General features: G+C 65.4%; 15 protein-coding genes and 1 tRNA gene. 6 read left to right on the top strand and 10 right to left on the bottom strand.

The genetic code is table 11. The annotated features are described in order from the left end of the window. Positions 1 to 19 precede the first annotated feature (19 nt). The 5 genes from C563_RS0106955 to C563_RS0106975 form a co-directional block, all read right to left on the bottom strand. Positions 20 to 1,072, bottom strand: a complete 1,053-nt coding sequence (locus C563_RS0106955; protein ID WP_018761319.1) for an FUSC family protein — start codon at positions 1,070 to 1,072, stop codon at positions 20 to 22. 92 nt (positions 1,073 to 1,164) lie between these two features. After that, a complete protein-coding gene (locus C563_RS0106960) occupies positions 1,165 to 2,274 on the bottom strand; it encodes an EstA family serine hydrolase (protein WP_026264463.1) in 1,110 nt (369 codons plus the stop codon). A gap of 46 nt (positions 2,275 to 2,320) precedes the next feature. After that, complete coding sequence (locus C563_RS0106965; protein WP_018761321.1) at positions 2,321 to 3,409, bottom strand: glutathione S-transferase family protein; 1,089 nt, start codon at positions 3,407 to 3,409, stop codon at positions 2,321 to 2,323. A gap of 30 nt (positions 3,410 to 3,439) precedes the next feature. Next, positions 3,440 to 4,180, bottom strand: a complete 741-nt coding sequence (locus C563_RS0106970) for a M50 family metallopeptidase (protein ID WP_018761322.1) — start codon at positions 4,178 to 4,180, stop codon at positions 3,440 to 3,442. 160 nt (positions 4,181 to 4,340) lie between these two features. Continuing rightward, complete coding sequence (locus tag C563_RS0106975; RefSeq protein WP_018761323.1) at positions 4,341 to 4,643, bottom strand: DUF4193 domain-containing protein; 303 nt, start codon at positions 4,641 to 4,643, stop codon at positions 4,341 to 4,343. A 162-nt stretch (positions 4,644 to 4,805) separates the two neighbouring features. Between C563_RS0106975 and C563_RS0106980 the strand changes: the two genes are divergently transcribed. Beyond that, the gene (locus C563_RS0106980) at positions 4,806 to 5,027 is read left to right on the top strand and encodes a hypothetical protein (protein ID WP_018761324.1); all 222 of its coding nucleotides are present in this window, start codon (positions 4,806 to 4,808) and stop codon (positions 5,025 to 5,027) included. 165 nt (positions 5,028 to 5,192) lie between these two features. Then, entirely contained in the window at positions 5,193 to 5,384 is a 192-nt protein-coding gene (locus C563_RS0106985) for a three-helix bundle dimerization domain-containing protein (RefSeq protein WP_018761325.1), read from the top strand. A 36-nt stretch (positions 5,385 to 5,420) separates the two neighbouring features. Here C563_RS0106985 and C563_RS0106990 read toward each other — a convergent pair whose 3' ends face one another. Both C563_RS0106990 and C563_RS0106995 read right to left on the bottom strand, forming a co-directional pair. Then, on the bottom strand, positions 5,421 to 6,440 hold the full coding sequence (locus C563_RS0106990; RefSeq protein WP_018761326.1) for an NADPH:quinone reductase: 1,020 nt from the start codon (positions 6,438 to 6,440) through the stop codon (positions 5,421 to 5,423). 127 nt (positions 6,441 to 6,567) lie between these two features. After that, on the bottom strand, positions 6,568 to 8,070 hold the full coding sequence (locus C563_RS0106995; protein ID WP_231369856.1) for a phospholipase D family protein: 1,503 nt from the start codon (positions 8,068 to 8,070) through the stop codon (positions 6,568 to 6,570). A gap of 318 nt (positions 8,071 to 8,388) precedes the next feature. On the opposite strand from C563_RS0106995, the gene C563_RS0107000 reads away from it, so the two are divergent. Further along, a complete protein-coding gene (locus C563_RS0107000; protein WP_018761328.1) occupies positions 8,389 to 8,901 on the top strand; it encodes a DUF805 domain-containing protein in 513 nt (170 codons plus the stop codon). 129 nt (positions 8,902 to 9,030) lie between these two features. On the opposite strand, the gene C563_RS0107005 is transcribed toward C563_RS0107000, so the two are convergent. Both C563_RS0107005 and C563_RS0107010 read right to left on the bottom strand, forming a co-directional pair. After that, a complete protein-coding gene (locus tag C563_RS0107005; protein ID WP_043423909.1) occupies positions 9,031 to 9,948 on the bottom strand; it encodes an NmrA family NAD(P)-binding protein in 918 nt (305 codons plus the stop codon). Positions 9,949 to 10,067: 119 nt separating this feature from the next. Further along, positions 10,068 to 10,150: transfer RNA gene (locus tag C563_RS0107010), tRNA-Leu, on the bottom strand. Between the two features lie 169 nt (positions 10,151 to 10,319). Between C563_RS0107010 and C563_RS0107015 the strand changes: the two genes are divergently transcribed. Further along, positions 10,320 to 11,624, top strand: coding sequence for a M20/M25/M40 family metallo-hydrolase (locus C563_RS0107015; protein WP_018761330.1), 1,305 nt, complete (start codon positions 10,320 to 10,322; stop codon positions 11,622 to 11,624). Between the two features lie 9 nt (positions 11,625 to 11,633). Next, positions 11,634 to 12,794 carry an acyl-CoA dehydrogenase family protein gene (locus tag C563_RS0107020; RefSeq protein WP_018761331.1) on the top strand — a complete coding sequence of 387 codons (1,161 nt, stop codon included), beginning with the start codon at positions 11,634 to 11,636 and terminating at the stop codon, positions 12,792 to 12,794. 64 nt (positions 12,795 to 12,858) lie between these two features. Here C563_RS0107020 and C563_RS0107025 read toward each other — a convergent pair whose 3' ends face one another. Continuing rightward, a complete protein-coding gene (locus C563_RS0107025) occupies positions 12,859 to 13,092 on the bottom strand; it encodes a DUF5703 family protein (protein WP_018761332.1) in 234 nt (77 codons plus the stop codon). Between the two features lie 40 nt (positions 13,093 to 13,132). Here C563_RS0107025 and C563_RS0107030 point away from each other — a divergent pair, with 40 nt between their 5' ends. Next, positions 13,133 to 13,396, top strand: coding sequence for a hypothetical protein (locus C563_RS0107030; protein ID WP_018761333.1), 264 nt, complete (start codon positions 13,133 to 13,135; stop codon positions 13,394 to 13,396). Positions 13,397 to 13,432: the final 36 nt, after the last annotated feature.

Here is a 13,432-nt window from a genome sequence, read left to right on the forward strand (position 1 = left end):
AGTATGACGGTGCGCCGGATCAGTCCTTCGGCTTGGCGGCGCGCAGGATGCGGTGCAGGCTCAGGAGGACCGATTCGGAGGCCGGGACGGTGCCCTCCTCGGCTTGCCTGGCGGTGGTGGCGGCCATGCAGGCTTCCACTGCCGCCTTGGCCGCGGCATAGCGGTCCTGGTGATTGTTGTCTTCACCTTCGACATCGATAGACAGCAATTCTCCAGTGGCCGTGATCGCAGCGGCCAGGGGTTCGGTGTCCTCGAGGGGAATCTCATACGGCAGGTCGTTGTTCCAGATCACGTCGGAAAGAACATCGGTCATGTCCTGGATATGGAATGTCACCTGCTCCAGGTTCTGCAACTCGCGGTAGTCCTGGTCGATGTCCCTCGGATGCAGCTTTCGCCGCGGGTTGGCGCGCCGGCTGGCATCAGCTTCCTTGACCAGGTGGCGTACCGATCTTGCCGCGTCGGACAGCTCCTCCGACCTGCGCGACCATTCCTCGTGTTCCGGCGGCCATTTTTCCGTCAGGGCCGCACCCATGTCGGTCAGTTGCCTGCCAAGGGCGCGCCTGAGTTCGGCCAGGCTGGTGGCGGCCGCGTTCAGGTGCAGGGGTGGAAAGATCAGGAAGTTCACGGCGATGCCCACTGCCACTCCAGCGGCCATTTGCAGGAGGTAGCCGTAGGAGAAGTCCTCGGCATTCCTGCCGCCGACCAGCAGGACCAGGAGCGCGGCCGTTGGAATCCAGTCACTGCCGGAGCCGATGCCTGGCAGCCCGCCCAACAGCACTCCGACGCCCATGAAGAGAGCCACCGTCAACGGTGAGGGATCGGAAATGCTGACCAGGATGAACGCCAAACCGATCCCCACCGCAAGTCCTGCGATGGCCTGGAGTCCGTTCCGGACCGAGCCCGCGACGTTGCGGTACATGGCCACCAGGGCGCCCAGCGGCGCATAATACGTGTAGTGCGACGCCGCCCCGGGCATCAGCGGAGCGATCGTGAAAGCCAGGCCCGCTGCGAGCGCGGCTTTCGCCGCCAGTTGCAGCCGTTGCGCTGCAAAGGCAGCGGAAATTCCTTCCACCGATTGTTTGAGAAGTTGGGTCCCCCGAGCCCACCGTGCGTCCGGTCGTGCTTGAGTATTGCCCATCCGGCCACAGTAAGGCCGGCATCCCGTCAGGACAAGCCGGCCGCGGAACGCCGCACTTCGGAGGCCAGCCGGTGGGCCCTGCCCGGGGTCCGCCCTTCCTCCTGGCGGCGGGGGACATATCCGAAGCCAAGGGCGTAGGAGGGATCCGCAAAGCCAAGGGCAGCGTTCGCTCCCTCATGCCCGAATGCGCGGTGGCTGCCGAAGTTCCTTGACGGGTGCGGTTTCATGAAGACGACGGCGAACGCATTATCGAGCCCAGAGGACCGGTCAAGGCCCCACACCTGTTCCCGTGACATTGCTTCGATGGTTGTGGCCTCGAGGAAGGGACGGCCGCCGTCGACGCCGGTGGTTGCGGCGGCGTAGAGGCGGGCCAGCCCCTCGGCGGATCCCACTCCTCCGGCCGCGGACATGCCTGCTGCCCGGACTGCGCGGATGTTCGGCAGCTCCATGATGGTGCTGACGGGTGCGTTGCCGTTAATCCCTTCCAGGCTCAGCGGGTCCACCCATCCCTGGTCGGGGGTGTCCTGGTAGAGGACGTCCCGGTACCGCGGTTCCAGTTCTTCCGGCAGGCCGAGGAAGAAGTCCACGCCGTGGGGCGCGCGGATCCTTGCTTCGTAGACAGCCTGCAATGGCTCGCCGGCGGTGCGTCGGCACAGCTCCTCCATCAGAATTCCAATAGTGAGGGCGTGATATCCGAACTGCCGCCCCGGCTCCCAGAGGGGCGGTAACGCGGCGAGCCGCGCCGCAGCCTCGGGCGTGGTGAACTCGGTGAGCCCGAACCCGCCGTCGATACCCAATAATCCGGCCTGATGGGACAGGGCTTCCCGGACCAGCAGCCTGTCTTTGCCGTGGGCGGCGAACTCCGGCCAGTAGTGGGCCACCGGACGGTCCAAATCGAGGAGGCCGTCCTGGACCAGCAGTGCGATGACCATCGCACCGACGCCCTTTGAACAGGAGTACGCCCCCGTCAGGGTGTCCGGCGCCATGTCCGGGCCTCCAGTCAGCCGGACCACCTGCCGGGATCCCTGGTAGGCCGCCAGTTGGGCGCTGTACCGGGGGTCCTCAGCGAGCAGGGTCTCGAACAAGGCCAGCACGTTCTCGTATCCGGGGGCGACGAAGCCAAGGGAAGTCAGCATGCCTCCCAGCATAGGGGAAAGCGATTTCCTGCCCGGGCTTTGCGGACTAGCCCACGGCTCCGTGTCCGGCAGCCACTTCTTCGCCCGGCCGTACCGGACCCGGCGGTGTGCCGTCCCCGAAGGGCCGGCCGCCAAGCGCTTCGCGGCCATGCGGGGTCAGCCAGCCAGCCAGGTCCGGCCCCTTCGGCACGATCCCGGTGGGGTTGATGTCCTCGTGGACGATGTAGTAATGCTGCTTGATCTGGACGAAATCGGTGGTATCACCGAAGCCCGGAGTTTGGAACAGGTCCCGGGCGTAGCCCCAGAGCGCGGGCATCTCACTGAGCTTTTGCCGGTTGCACTTGAAGTGGCCGTGGTAAACGGCGTCGAAGCGGGCCAGCGTGGTGAAGAGCCTGACGTCCGCTTCGGTGATGGTATCGCCGACGAGGTACCGCTGGCGCGAGAGCCGCTCTTCGAGCCAGTCCAGGGCCGTCCAGAGCCGGTCGTACGCGGCGTCGTAGGCCTCCTGCGAACCGGCGAAACCGCAGCGGTAGACGCCGTTGTTGACTTCGGTGAAGACGCGCTTGTTGATCCGGTCGATCTCCCCGCGGAGGTGCTCCGGGTAGAGTTCCGGTGCGCCCGGCCGGTGGAAATCCACCCATTCGGTGGAAAAGTCGAGCGTGATCTGCGGGAAGTTGTTGGTCACGACTTCGCCGGTTGGTATATCCACGACGGCGGGGACGGTGATGCCCCGCGGATAGTCAGGGAAACGCTTGAAATAGGCCTCTTGGATGCGCTCAATGCCCAGGACGGGATCAACGCCACCGGGATCGAGGTCGAACGTCCAGGACCGGGCATCGTGGGTAGGTCCGGGCTGGCCCAGTGAGATGACGTCTTCAAGGCCCAGCAGCCTGCGGACTATGACCGTTCGGTTGGCCCACGGGCAAGCCCTGGCGGCAATGAGCCGGTACCGTCCCGCTTCCACCGGCCAGCCGGGTTCACCGTTGCTGCCGGGGGCGGCATCCCTGGTGATGCGGTCTTCGATGTAGTTGGTGTCACGGGTGAACTCCGCACCGCCGGTCACATATGCGCCTCGGGTGCTGTGCTCGGTGCTGTGGTCCGTCGCTGTGGGACTGCTGTCGGTTTCCTGGCTCATGGCACTAGCGTATGCGTCCGGCTCAACAATTCAGGCGCCGCCAAGCAGGATCCGGGAGACGGGCAGCCAGGCCGCAAGCCATGAGCCGGCCACGAGCGCGCTGAAGATGGTGATCCAGACGGCGGACGGCACGGAGGTGGCGCGGTACAGCAGGTATGCGTCGGAACTTTCCAGGCGGTCGCGACGCCGGAGGTGGACGTGGGTGAGTTTGGCCAGGTCCCGGACTGCGGCCACGAGCAAGGCGAGGCCGAAGATGACGGCGGCATGTCCGGCAGCCGAGGCCGTTGCCAGGAACGTGAGGGCAGCGGCGCCGGCCATGGCGGTCAGGGTGATGAGGAATCCGGCAAGGTTGCGAAGGAACAGTATTGACGCGGCCAGGACCACCACGCTTGCCGCCATGGCTGCGGCACCCCACCCGGTGACTCCGCACCACACGAACGCCGCACCAACGAGTGCCGGGACCGGATAGCCCCAGAAACACGACCAGGCAGCGGCAACACGGCTCCGGCTGTAGGCAGTCGTTGTTCCGGAGTGGTCCAGACGGAGCCGGATCCCGGACAGCCGCTGGCCCGAGGTTACGGCGGCAACCGCGTGGCCCAGTTCGTGAGTTGCGGTGGCAAGGAGTCCAAAGTAGCGCCAGGAACGGCGCGGGATGGACAGCGCCGTGGCTGCTGCCAGGGACAGCAACATCTCTACCCAGGTGATGTTGGGCACGGGTGCCTGGGAGAAGGCCGCCGCGAAGGTGTTCCATACGCCAGCTGGGCTGTCCAACGCTGCCTCCTGGCTGCCGGGTCGTCGTCGTAAGTTCCTTGACGGCACGTTACCCACTTTGTCTGGGTGAACGCTTAAAACCGGAAGGCACGCCTTGTGCGGCGTGCCTTCCGGATGGTTTTCACGAGGGTCCAGGTGTTTTGCCCGGAACTGTTTCTTCCTAGCCTTCGCACTCAGTGCAGTAGCTGTGGCCGTCTTTCTGGCGCGCAATCTGGGACCGGTGCCGGACCAGGAAACAGGAGTAGCAGGTGAATTCGTCCTCTGCCTGCGGAATGACCTGGACTACGAGTTCCTCAGCGACGAATTCGCCGCCAGGGACGCCGGCGCCGTCCAGCCCGTCAGCTTCGTCCAACTCCTGCACAACACTGCGGGCGTCGGGAGCATTTGCTGACTGGAGCTGCTCAAGTGAGTTGTCCTGCGATTCCTTGACGTCGGAACGCAGTTCATCGTAATCGGTTGCCACTTTAGGTGCTTCTCTTTTCTTTGATTGGCTGTCGGGTATGAAACGTACAGCATCCGGCCCGTATTCCCCAATAGGAAGCGCCGCGGACGCTGTGGATTTAGGCGGCTTCGATGTGGATCTGCGCAGGGTCAGCCGGAGCCGTGGGGCCCTAAAATTGGGACTATGAGCACGGAGCTGGAGATCGCTTTGGTGTTGGGGACCGCACTCCTGTGGATGGCGGTGACGCTGACCATCCTGTCCGCCATTGACCGTCCGGAACGCAAAGCGCGGCGCCAGGAACGGCGTGATGTCCGGACGGAGAAACGTCGGATCGAGTACCGGCCTGCCGTGGCCGGTTCGCGTATCCACCGCCATTCCCGTCCCCGCAGGTTGCATCCGCACTGACGGCTTGTGGGCGGGTGGGCACACGGCGACCAGGCGGGCGGCGAGGCTGCCCGGTGCGGCTCGGCGCCCACCGTTGGACACGCTCCCTGGGAGCCCTCCACACACCGCAAGCCGGCTGCATAGTCAAGTCTTGACGAGGTTCTCAACGCCGCTGACACTTTCACGATGGGAGTAAGCGAAGAGTTGCGGGCCCTCGGCGAAGTGGTGGACCGGTTGGCAGCGAGGTTTCCTACGCTGTCCAGGGAGCAGATCGAAGACGTGGTGCAGCAGGAGCACAGCATGCTTGATACCGGGAGGGTGCGCGCTTTCATACCGGTGCTTGTCGAGCATGCGGCGAGGGACCGGCTTTCGCAATAGTGCCCAGGCGGCGTCGCCGCCGCCGGTCCCCGCCGGTTACGGCGCGACGTCGATGAGCACCTTTCCGACGATGCCCTGTTCAACGGCGTCGTGCGCAGCGGCGGTCTCTTCAAGGGGGAAGCGGGTCAGCGGCAGCCCGTAGTCTTCGCCGACCCGGAGCGCGCCGGCCTCAAGGGCTCCGGAGACCGCAGCAACCGCATCCTGTTTCTGTTCGTCAGTCACCGTGTAGGTGAGGATGAATTGCAGCCGGACGTTTTTCGTCATGCCCTCGCGGATGGGCACGGTCAGTGACTCCCCGGGGTTTGCGGCGTAGACGGAGATCGTCCCGCCCGGCTTGAGCACCTCCAGGCCTGCCTCGATGTTTGCCGGAGCGTTAACCTCCACAATGGTGTCCACACCGTCCGGGGCCGCGTCGCGGACAGCACGCACCACGTCGTCGGTCCGGTAATTGATGACCGTGCCTGCTCCCGCCCGCCGGGCCAGTTCCGCTTTGTGGTCGCCGCTGACGGTGGTGATGACGGTTGCCCCGGCCCATCGTGCCAACTGGATGGCTGCATGACCCACTGCCCCCGCGCCGCCGGTGACAAGGACGGTCCGTCCGGCCAGGGCCCCGGGGGAGAGCCGGGACGGTCCGCCTTCGCTTGAGGTGAGGGCCCGGTGGGCAGTCAAAGCAGGGATGCCGAGTGAGGCGCCGGCGTCAAAGGACTCTCCGTCCGGAAGAGGCACAACCTTTCCGGCCGGGACAGTGACGTACTCCTGTGCGGTGCCTTCGTTGCCGCCCCACGCGACATCCCAGAGCCAGACACGGTCCCCGACGCCGAACCTGGCTACCCCGGCACCTACGGCATCGATCACCCCGGCTCCGTCCTGGTTGGGAACCTTGGGCGCGTCCAGTTTCCTGCTCCCGCCGCCGGAGCGTGACTTCCAGTCAGTAGGGTTCACTCCGGACACCAGCAGCCGGACCCTGACCTCGTCCTGGCCGGGGTCCACCAAGGGCCTGTCGCGGAGCTTCAGGACCGCCGATGGGCCCGTCTCTTCGTACACGATGGCCTTCATGTCTTCTCCCTATCCACGTTCGGCTGTAAGTACCGCTCCAACTTACCGCGCCCGCACAGTGCCACTGCAGGTTGTTCGTGCCGCGTGGCCCCCGTTGCGTGGCCCGAAACCTTCCCGCTTCCGGCGCCTAGAACCGGTCTGTGCCGCGGAGGGACCGAGGGCGCCCGTCCGGGTCCACGACAAGCCGGTACAGGGGATCGGCCCAGAGCCGGTGGAGGGGCGGCAGGGGCTCTATGGTGTGGCGCTGCACCTGTCCGGGAGGCCGAGGAGCGCGGCGCCCGTTTCGGTGCCACTGCGCAAGGGCATCGGCAGTGCTGTTCCACAAGTCCAGGCCGGCCGTCGGCTCAAGGAGCCGCGGGTCGTCGGGGTCCAGCCCCAGGTGCTCGGTCCACAGCTGGATCCGTAGCTCCCTGGCCAACGGCCCGGATCGGGCAGGTTGGCCGGCCTCGCCGGGGCTGCCTCTTTCCGGTTGGGAGGTATCGACGACGGCGCACGTCAGTTCGCTGTCAGTGGTCCAGGACCGGCGGTTGAAATTGTCCGATCCGCAGGTAAACCAGGTGTCGTCGATAATGCAGATTTTGGCGTGGACGTAGATCGGCGTGCTGTCGCTGTTCTCCAGGTCGAAGACGCCAACCCGGTCCGGTGCGGCCCGCCGGAGCATGGAGACGGCACGCTGTTGGCCCAGCCGCCTGGGCGGGCCGCCCAGCCGACCGTCAGAGTCCGGATAGCGGGGGACGACGATGATCACCTGGAGCGAAGGGTTGCGCTCCAACGCGGTTGCGATTCCGGCCGCGACATCTGTTGACCACAAATACTGGTCCTCGATGTAGATGAGGGAACGGGCCTGCGAGAAGGCTTTCGCGTAGGCGCGGGCAATGCTGCGCTCGCCGTTGGGAGCGAACGGGAAGGGTGGATGCTTCCGGCCGTACGTACGCAGCAGCTGGACCGCGTGCGGGCCCGCCGGCGGCGGGGGTGGGGCAGCGTCAGGCAGGGGCCGGGGGTGACGGGGCATCCGGGCCAGGCGCTGCAGCAACATGCGGTATGGCGTGTGCCGGTCCAACGGGTGGGGATCGTTCCAGCGTTCAGCGAAGACCGCCAGGACATCAGCCACTACGGGGCCACGCAGCTCCAGCGCGGCGTCGTGCCAGGGGGGCCGCTGACCGTACTTGGGGTCCATCTTCACCGCCTGCGGGTCACCGCCATGGCGGGCGTCATCCCGGCGGCTGTGTGAGAGGTCCAGCCCGCCAACGAAAGCGACGTCCTTCGATGGGTCGTCGCGACGGCGGATCACCACCAGTTTCTGGTGATGGGAACCGAAGAGGCGCACCCGCTGGTCCAGCAGCGCTTCGCCGCCTGAATCGTTGATTCGCCTGCTGAGCAGTTCGTTGGAGCGTCCACTGATGGGGGCCGATATCCGCTCTCCATGGGACCGCCAAACGAGTCCACGGACTTCCACCCCTGCCCGGGCCAGCTCCGCCAGCACCGTGCCAATCGTTGGGCCGTCAGCGGAAAGCCGCTCATCGGCATCCCCCCGCCAGTCCGTGAACCACACCCGGTCACCGGCCTTGAGAGCCGACAATTCCCCGTGCAAGCGGGAAAAGTAGGACGCCCCGTGAATCAAGGGCCGCACCAGGTTTCCCTCCGACCACGCTGGTGATCCGTCGTTCAACGCTTGCACGGCACTGGCAGGATTTCCGCGCTCGGACCTGCTCAAAAACCACTTGCGGGCGATGTTGTCCAATCGGCGCTCCTTGTCGGGGCCCCGGGGCAGGCCGCTTCGTTCCCAAACTAGCCCATGGACGCGGCCCGCGGCGGTATCTCCGGGAGTGGCCGTTTCCTTGTTGTTCCGGGGAAAATTGGGAAAATTGTTACCCCTGTGCAGGTTATTTCGACCGCATCGACAGTACGATGAGCACGTTCCAGTCACTTCTGACACCTGGGGGAAACCTTGAGCTATCCGCAATACCCGTCGCAGCAGCCCTATCCGCCGCAGCAGTATCCGTCCCAGCAGTCCTGGCCCGGCGGGGAACCCCCGCTCTGGGCCCCTTACTATGGCGCCCCGTTCCCGGTGGCGGTCAAGCGGTTCTTCAAGAAGTATGCAGCCTTCTCCGGCCGGGCCAGCAGGAGCGAATACTGGTGGTGGACGCTCGTCGCCATCATCGTCGGCATCGTCCTGAACATCATCATCAGCTCCGGCATGGTGGCGTCAACGTCGACTTACGGCAGCGCTCCGCAGCTGGGTCCTGGAGCAGTTGTCGGACTGATCCTGGTCATGATCTGGGGCCTGGCCACCATCGTCCCGTCGCTGGCCTTGACGGTCCGCCGCCTGCACGACAGCAACAAGAGCGGCTGGCTGATCCTGCTGGGACTCATTCCGTTCGCGGGAGCGATCATCCTGTTGGTCTTCACCCTCATGGGGCCGGACCCGGCCGGGCAGCGGTTCGACCAGCCCACTCAATAACCCAGCTGCCGGCCCGCCGGAAAGGCGGGGGTAAGGAAGAGGGGAAGACCACCATGGTCTTCCCCTCTTTCATGTCTTGGGCCCGTCGCATTCCCGGGTGGCGGCAGGTGCCGGCTGCAGCGTTTGGGATCAGCGATCGGCCGTTGTCCGTGCCAGGTGACCTTGGAGGACATCGCGGACCGAAGTCCACCGGTGCGGCCCGTACCGGTGGTTGTCGACATGGCGGAGTTCGGCCTGGCCGCTGAACATGCTGAAGAAATACTGCATGCCCTGCCAGGCCGGAAAGGTTCCCTCCTTGTCCTTCGAGAAGCGGCGGCCGATCCTGCCCATCGCCGACAGGGTCCCGGTGGTTCCGGCCCACTGCAGCGCAAAGGGCTTTCCCGTGAGTTCGGTCATGCTCCGGGCAACGGAACGGGCAGTGACCCGGTCACCGGCCACTTCGACAACCCGGGGCGCGTCCTTGTCGAGCGCGACAAGCGCGACGACGCGTGCCACATCATCTTTGGTGGTGAAGTCGAGGATTTGGTCGGCTGAGGACCAGTAGAGGACCCGGCGGCGCGAGAACAGGATCATGGGCGCCTGCCCGGTGAGCATGTCCGCAAACGCACCGTTCAGGACGGACGTCACGCGGAGGGGAGCGGCGTCGAGTTCCGCGGCGAAATCACGGCGGAGCTCGAAGTTCCGGTTGCTGCCGGGAGTGACGCGACGGTAGTCGGCGGAGTAATCCGACGGGATGAACCGCGCCACACCTGCCTCGATGGCGGCTGCGAGGAGCGACCTTTGCGCGTCGATGATGACCGGACGCGCCCCGCTGACAGCCGAGATGACCGTGTCGACGCCGGACAGGGCAGAGACGAGGCCGGCGTGGTCCGTGTAGACGGCCTCGCGGACCTGCACGCGATCCGCCCCGCCGAAGACTTTCTGCGCCCTGCCGCTCCCGGGACGGGTAAGGACCCGGACGAGCGTGTCGTGGCGCAGCAGCTCACGAACAATACGTTGGCCGAGATCGCCGGTGGCTCCGGCGACAAGGACGGTACTGGTAGTCATGGCTGCCTTCCCGGTGGGATTGGTGGTGCGACGCCGGGAAGGAACCCCGGGGATCGCCTGGGGTTGCCCGGATACAGAAAAACCCCGGAAAATCATTGATTTTCCGGGGTTTCCCAATGTGCGCGGAGGGGGACTTGAACCCCCACCCCCTTTCGAGGACTAGCACCTCAAGCTAGCGCGTCTGCCATTCCGCCACCCGCGCAGGTGGTATTTCGGGAAGCCGTCCCGCCTTTCAGCGTTTCGCGCCTCTCCGAAGCAGCGAGAAAAACTCTAACATGACTTTTCGGGAAGAACGAATCGGGCCGAATGGGTAGGCTGAGGACAGCGGTTCAGCTCGTGCCACCCAGTCATTCCCTACCAAGGAGATACCAATGCCTGACGTCCTGCCCGAGGATGAAGTTGTCCGGATTTGCCAGGAACTCATCCGGATCGACACGTCCAACTACGGTGACGGATCGGGTCCGGGCGAGCGGGCAGCTGCTGAATACACCGCAGGGCTGATCGAGGAAGTGGGATTGGACGCGGAGATCTTCGAATCCGCCCCGGGCCGCGCCAGTGTTGTGAGCCGCTTGGCGGGGGAGGACCCTTCGGCAAGCGCCCTGGTGGTCCACGGCCACCTGGACGTCGTGCCCGCCCTGCGTGACCAGTGGTCAGTGGACCCGTTCGGCGCGGAACTGAAGGACGGGCTTATCTGGGGACGCGGCGCCGTCGACATGAAGGACATGGATGCCATGATCCTGTCCGTCATGCGCAGCTTCGCCCGGGACGGCAGGAAGCCCAAGCGCGACATCATCTTTGCGTTCTTCGCCGATGAGGAGGCCGGCGGCGTCTACGGCGCCCGGTACGCCGTGGACAACCGTCCCGAACTCTTCGAGGGCGCCACCGAGGCAATCTCGGAGGTGGGCGGTTTCTCCGCCACCATCGGCGGCCAGCGCACCTACCTGCTGCAAACCGCCGAGAAGGGGATCTCCTGGCTTCGGCTGGTGGCCCATGGCAGGGCCGGCCACGGCTCGCAGATCAACACGGACAACGCCATCACCCGACTGGCCGCGGCTGTCACCCGCATCGGCGAGTACAAATGGCCCATCGAGCTCACCCCCACGACCCGCCAGTTCCTTGACGGAGTGACTGAACTCACCGGAGTGGAGTTCGACGCCGACAACCCGGACCTCTTGCTGGACCAGCTTGGCACCGTGGCCCGCTTCGTCGGCGCCACCCTGCAGAACACCACCAACCCCACCCTCCTCAAGGGCGGTTACAAGCACAACGTCATTCCGGAGTCGGCCGAAGCCCTTGTCGACTGCCGCACGCTGCCCGGCCAGGAACAGCAGGTCCTGGAAATCGTCCGCGAGCTCGCCGGCACCGGCGTGGATGTGAGCTATGTCCACAACGACGTCTCATTGGAGGTTCCCTTCGCCGGGAATTTGGTGGACTCCATGATCGATGCCCTCCACAAGGAGGACCCGGGCGCCAAAGTGCTGCCCTACACCCTCTCCGGTGGCACGGACAACAAGTCGCTCAGCCGGCTGGGGATCACCGGCTACGGCTTCGCACCGTTGATGCTTCCGGACGAGCTCGACTTCACCGGTATGTTCCATGGGGTGGACGAGCGGGTCCCGGCCGATTCCCTCAAATTCGGCGCACGGGTGCTGAACACCCTGCTGACCAACTACTAGGGGACGGCTGTGACTCCGGAACAGCTGCTGCCGGACGCTCTCCTGGAGCGGATCCGGCAACGCGCGGCCGGTTACGACCGGGACAACGCCTTCTTCCACGAGGATTTGGAGGAGTTGGCGGCTGCGGGATACCTGAAGCTCTTCGTGCCGGCGTCCGACGGCGGTCCGGGCCTTGGGCTCCGGGCGGCGGCGCAGTGCCAGCGCAGGCTGGCAACGGCTGCCCCCGCCACCGCACTGGCAGTCAATATGCACCTGGTCTGGACCGGCGTCGCATATGTCCTGGCCGCCCGGGGCGACGACTCCTTGTCCTTTGTCCTGGAAGAAGCCGCGCAGGGCGAAGTGTTTGCGTTCGGCAACTCCGAGGCGGGCAACGACTCCGTCCTCTTTGACTCACGGACCATCGCGGCGCCGGCCCCGGACGGCGGGTACACGTTTACCGGAACGAAAATCTTCACGAGCTTGTCGCCTGCCTGGACCCGCCTCGGGATCTTCGGCAAGGACCCTGCGGCCAGGGATGGAGCGGGAGAGCTTGTCCATGGATTCATCCGCCGCGGATCGCCGGGCTACCGGATCCTTGACGATTGGGACACGCTGGGCATGCGGGCCAGCCAGTCCGCCACCACGGTGCTGGAAGGCGCGGCAGTACCGGCGGACCGGATCTTTCGGAAGCTGCCGGTGGGGCCCAACGCCGACCCCCTCATCTTCGCCATCTTCGCCTGCTTCGAGACGCTCCTTGCCGCCGTCTATACGGGGCTGGGGGAGCGTGCCCTGACAGTGGGCGTGGAGACGGCAAAGCGGCGCACATCGTTCAAGAACGGCGGACGCAGCTACGCCCAGGACCCCGACATCCGCTGGAAAGTCGCCGAAGCGGCCATGGCCATGGATGCGCTCTACCCCCAGCTGGACGCCGTGGCGGCGGACGTCGACGCGCTGGCTGATCACGGGTCCCAGTGGTTCCCCAAGCTGGTGGGGCTGAAGGTGAATGCGACCGAAACCGCCAGGCGGGTAGTGGACCTGGCCATCCGGGTCAGCGGCGGATCCAGCTACTTCAGGGGCTCCGAACTGGAGCGGCTGTACAGGGACGTGCTGGCCGGCATGTTCCACCCTTCCGACGATGAGTCAGCCCACAACACCGTCGCCAACGCCTGGCTCGGTCCCCTGGAGGAGTAACCCCGGCGCGGGGCACCTGCTCCTGTTCGTTCCCCCAAGGGCCGCTGGTTCCCCAAAGCCCGCCCTATACGGTGCGTTGGACCTGCATGACCCGGCGGCGCAGCCAAAACCGCCGGCCGCCGCCCATGTAAAGCTTGCTGCGTTCCAATTCCCACTTGCCGTACTCGGAGTGTTCCACCAGGCGGCGCCGCGCCTCCGGCAGGGAATCCTCAGGGCTGAGCGTCAGTACGAGGTATTCGTACTGCCGTAAATAGTCCCGCTCCCGCTGGACTGAGCTGGTGAGAAATTGCTCCTTCATTTGCTCTCCATTTTCGTCCTTTTCCGGCTAACGTGAAGTCATGAGCATCGATCCGCGTGTCGCGCTTTCGTCCCTGACCACCGCTTTGGAAGAACACCTTATAGCAGCATCGAACCGGCGCGGGGACGGTGACCCCTCCGTGGAGGCAGCCTTTTTTGCAGTTGCAGATGCGTTCGAAGTTTATGAAGACGCCCTCTATGAGGCCTACAACGAAGTTACCCCGTTGCAGGTGTTCGACGATGAAGACGACGATGATGAAGCCGACGTGGACGACGACGAAGACCTGGAGATTGTGGAGGAATAGCGCAGCGGGGAAAGACTCTGGAGCCCGCGGGATCCC

The organism is Arthrobacter sp. 135MFCol5.1 (genome assembly GCF_000374865.1).
Taxonomy (GTDB): domain Bacteria; phylum Actinomycetota; class Actinomycetes; order Actinomycetales; family Micrococcaceae; genus Arthrobacter.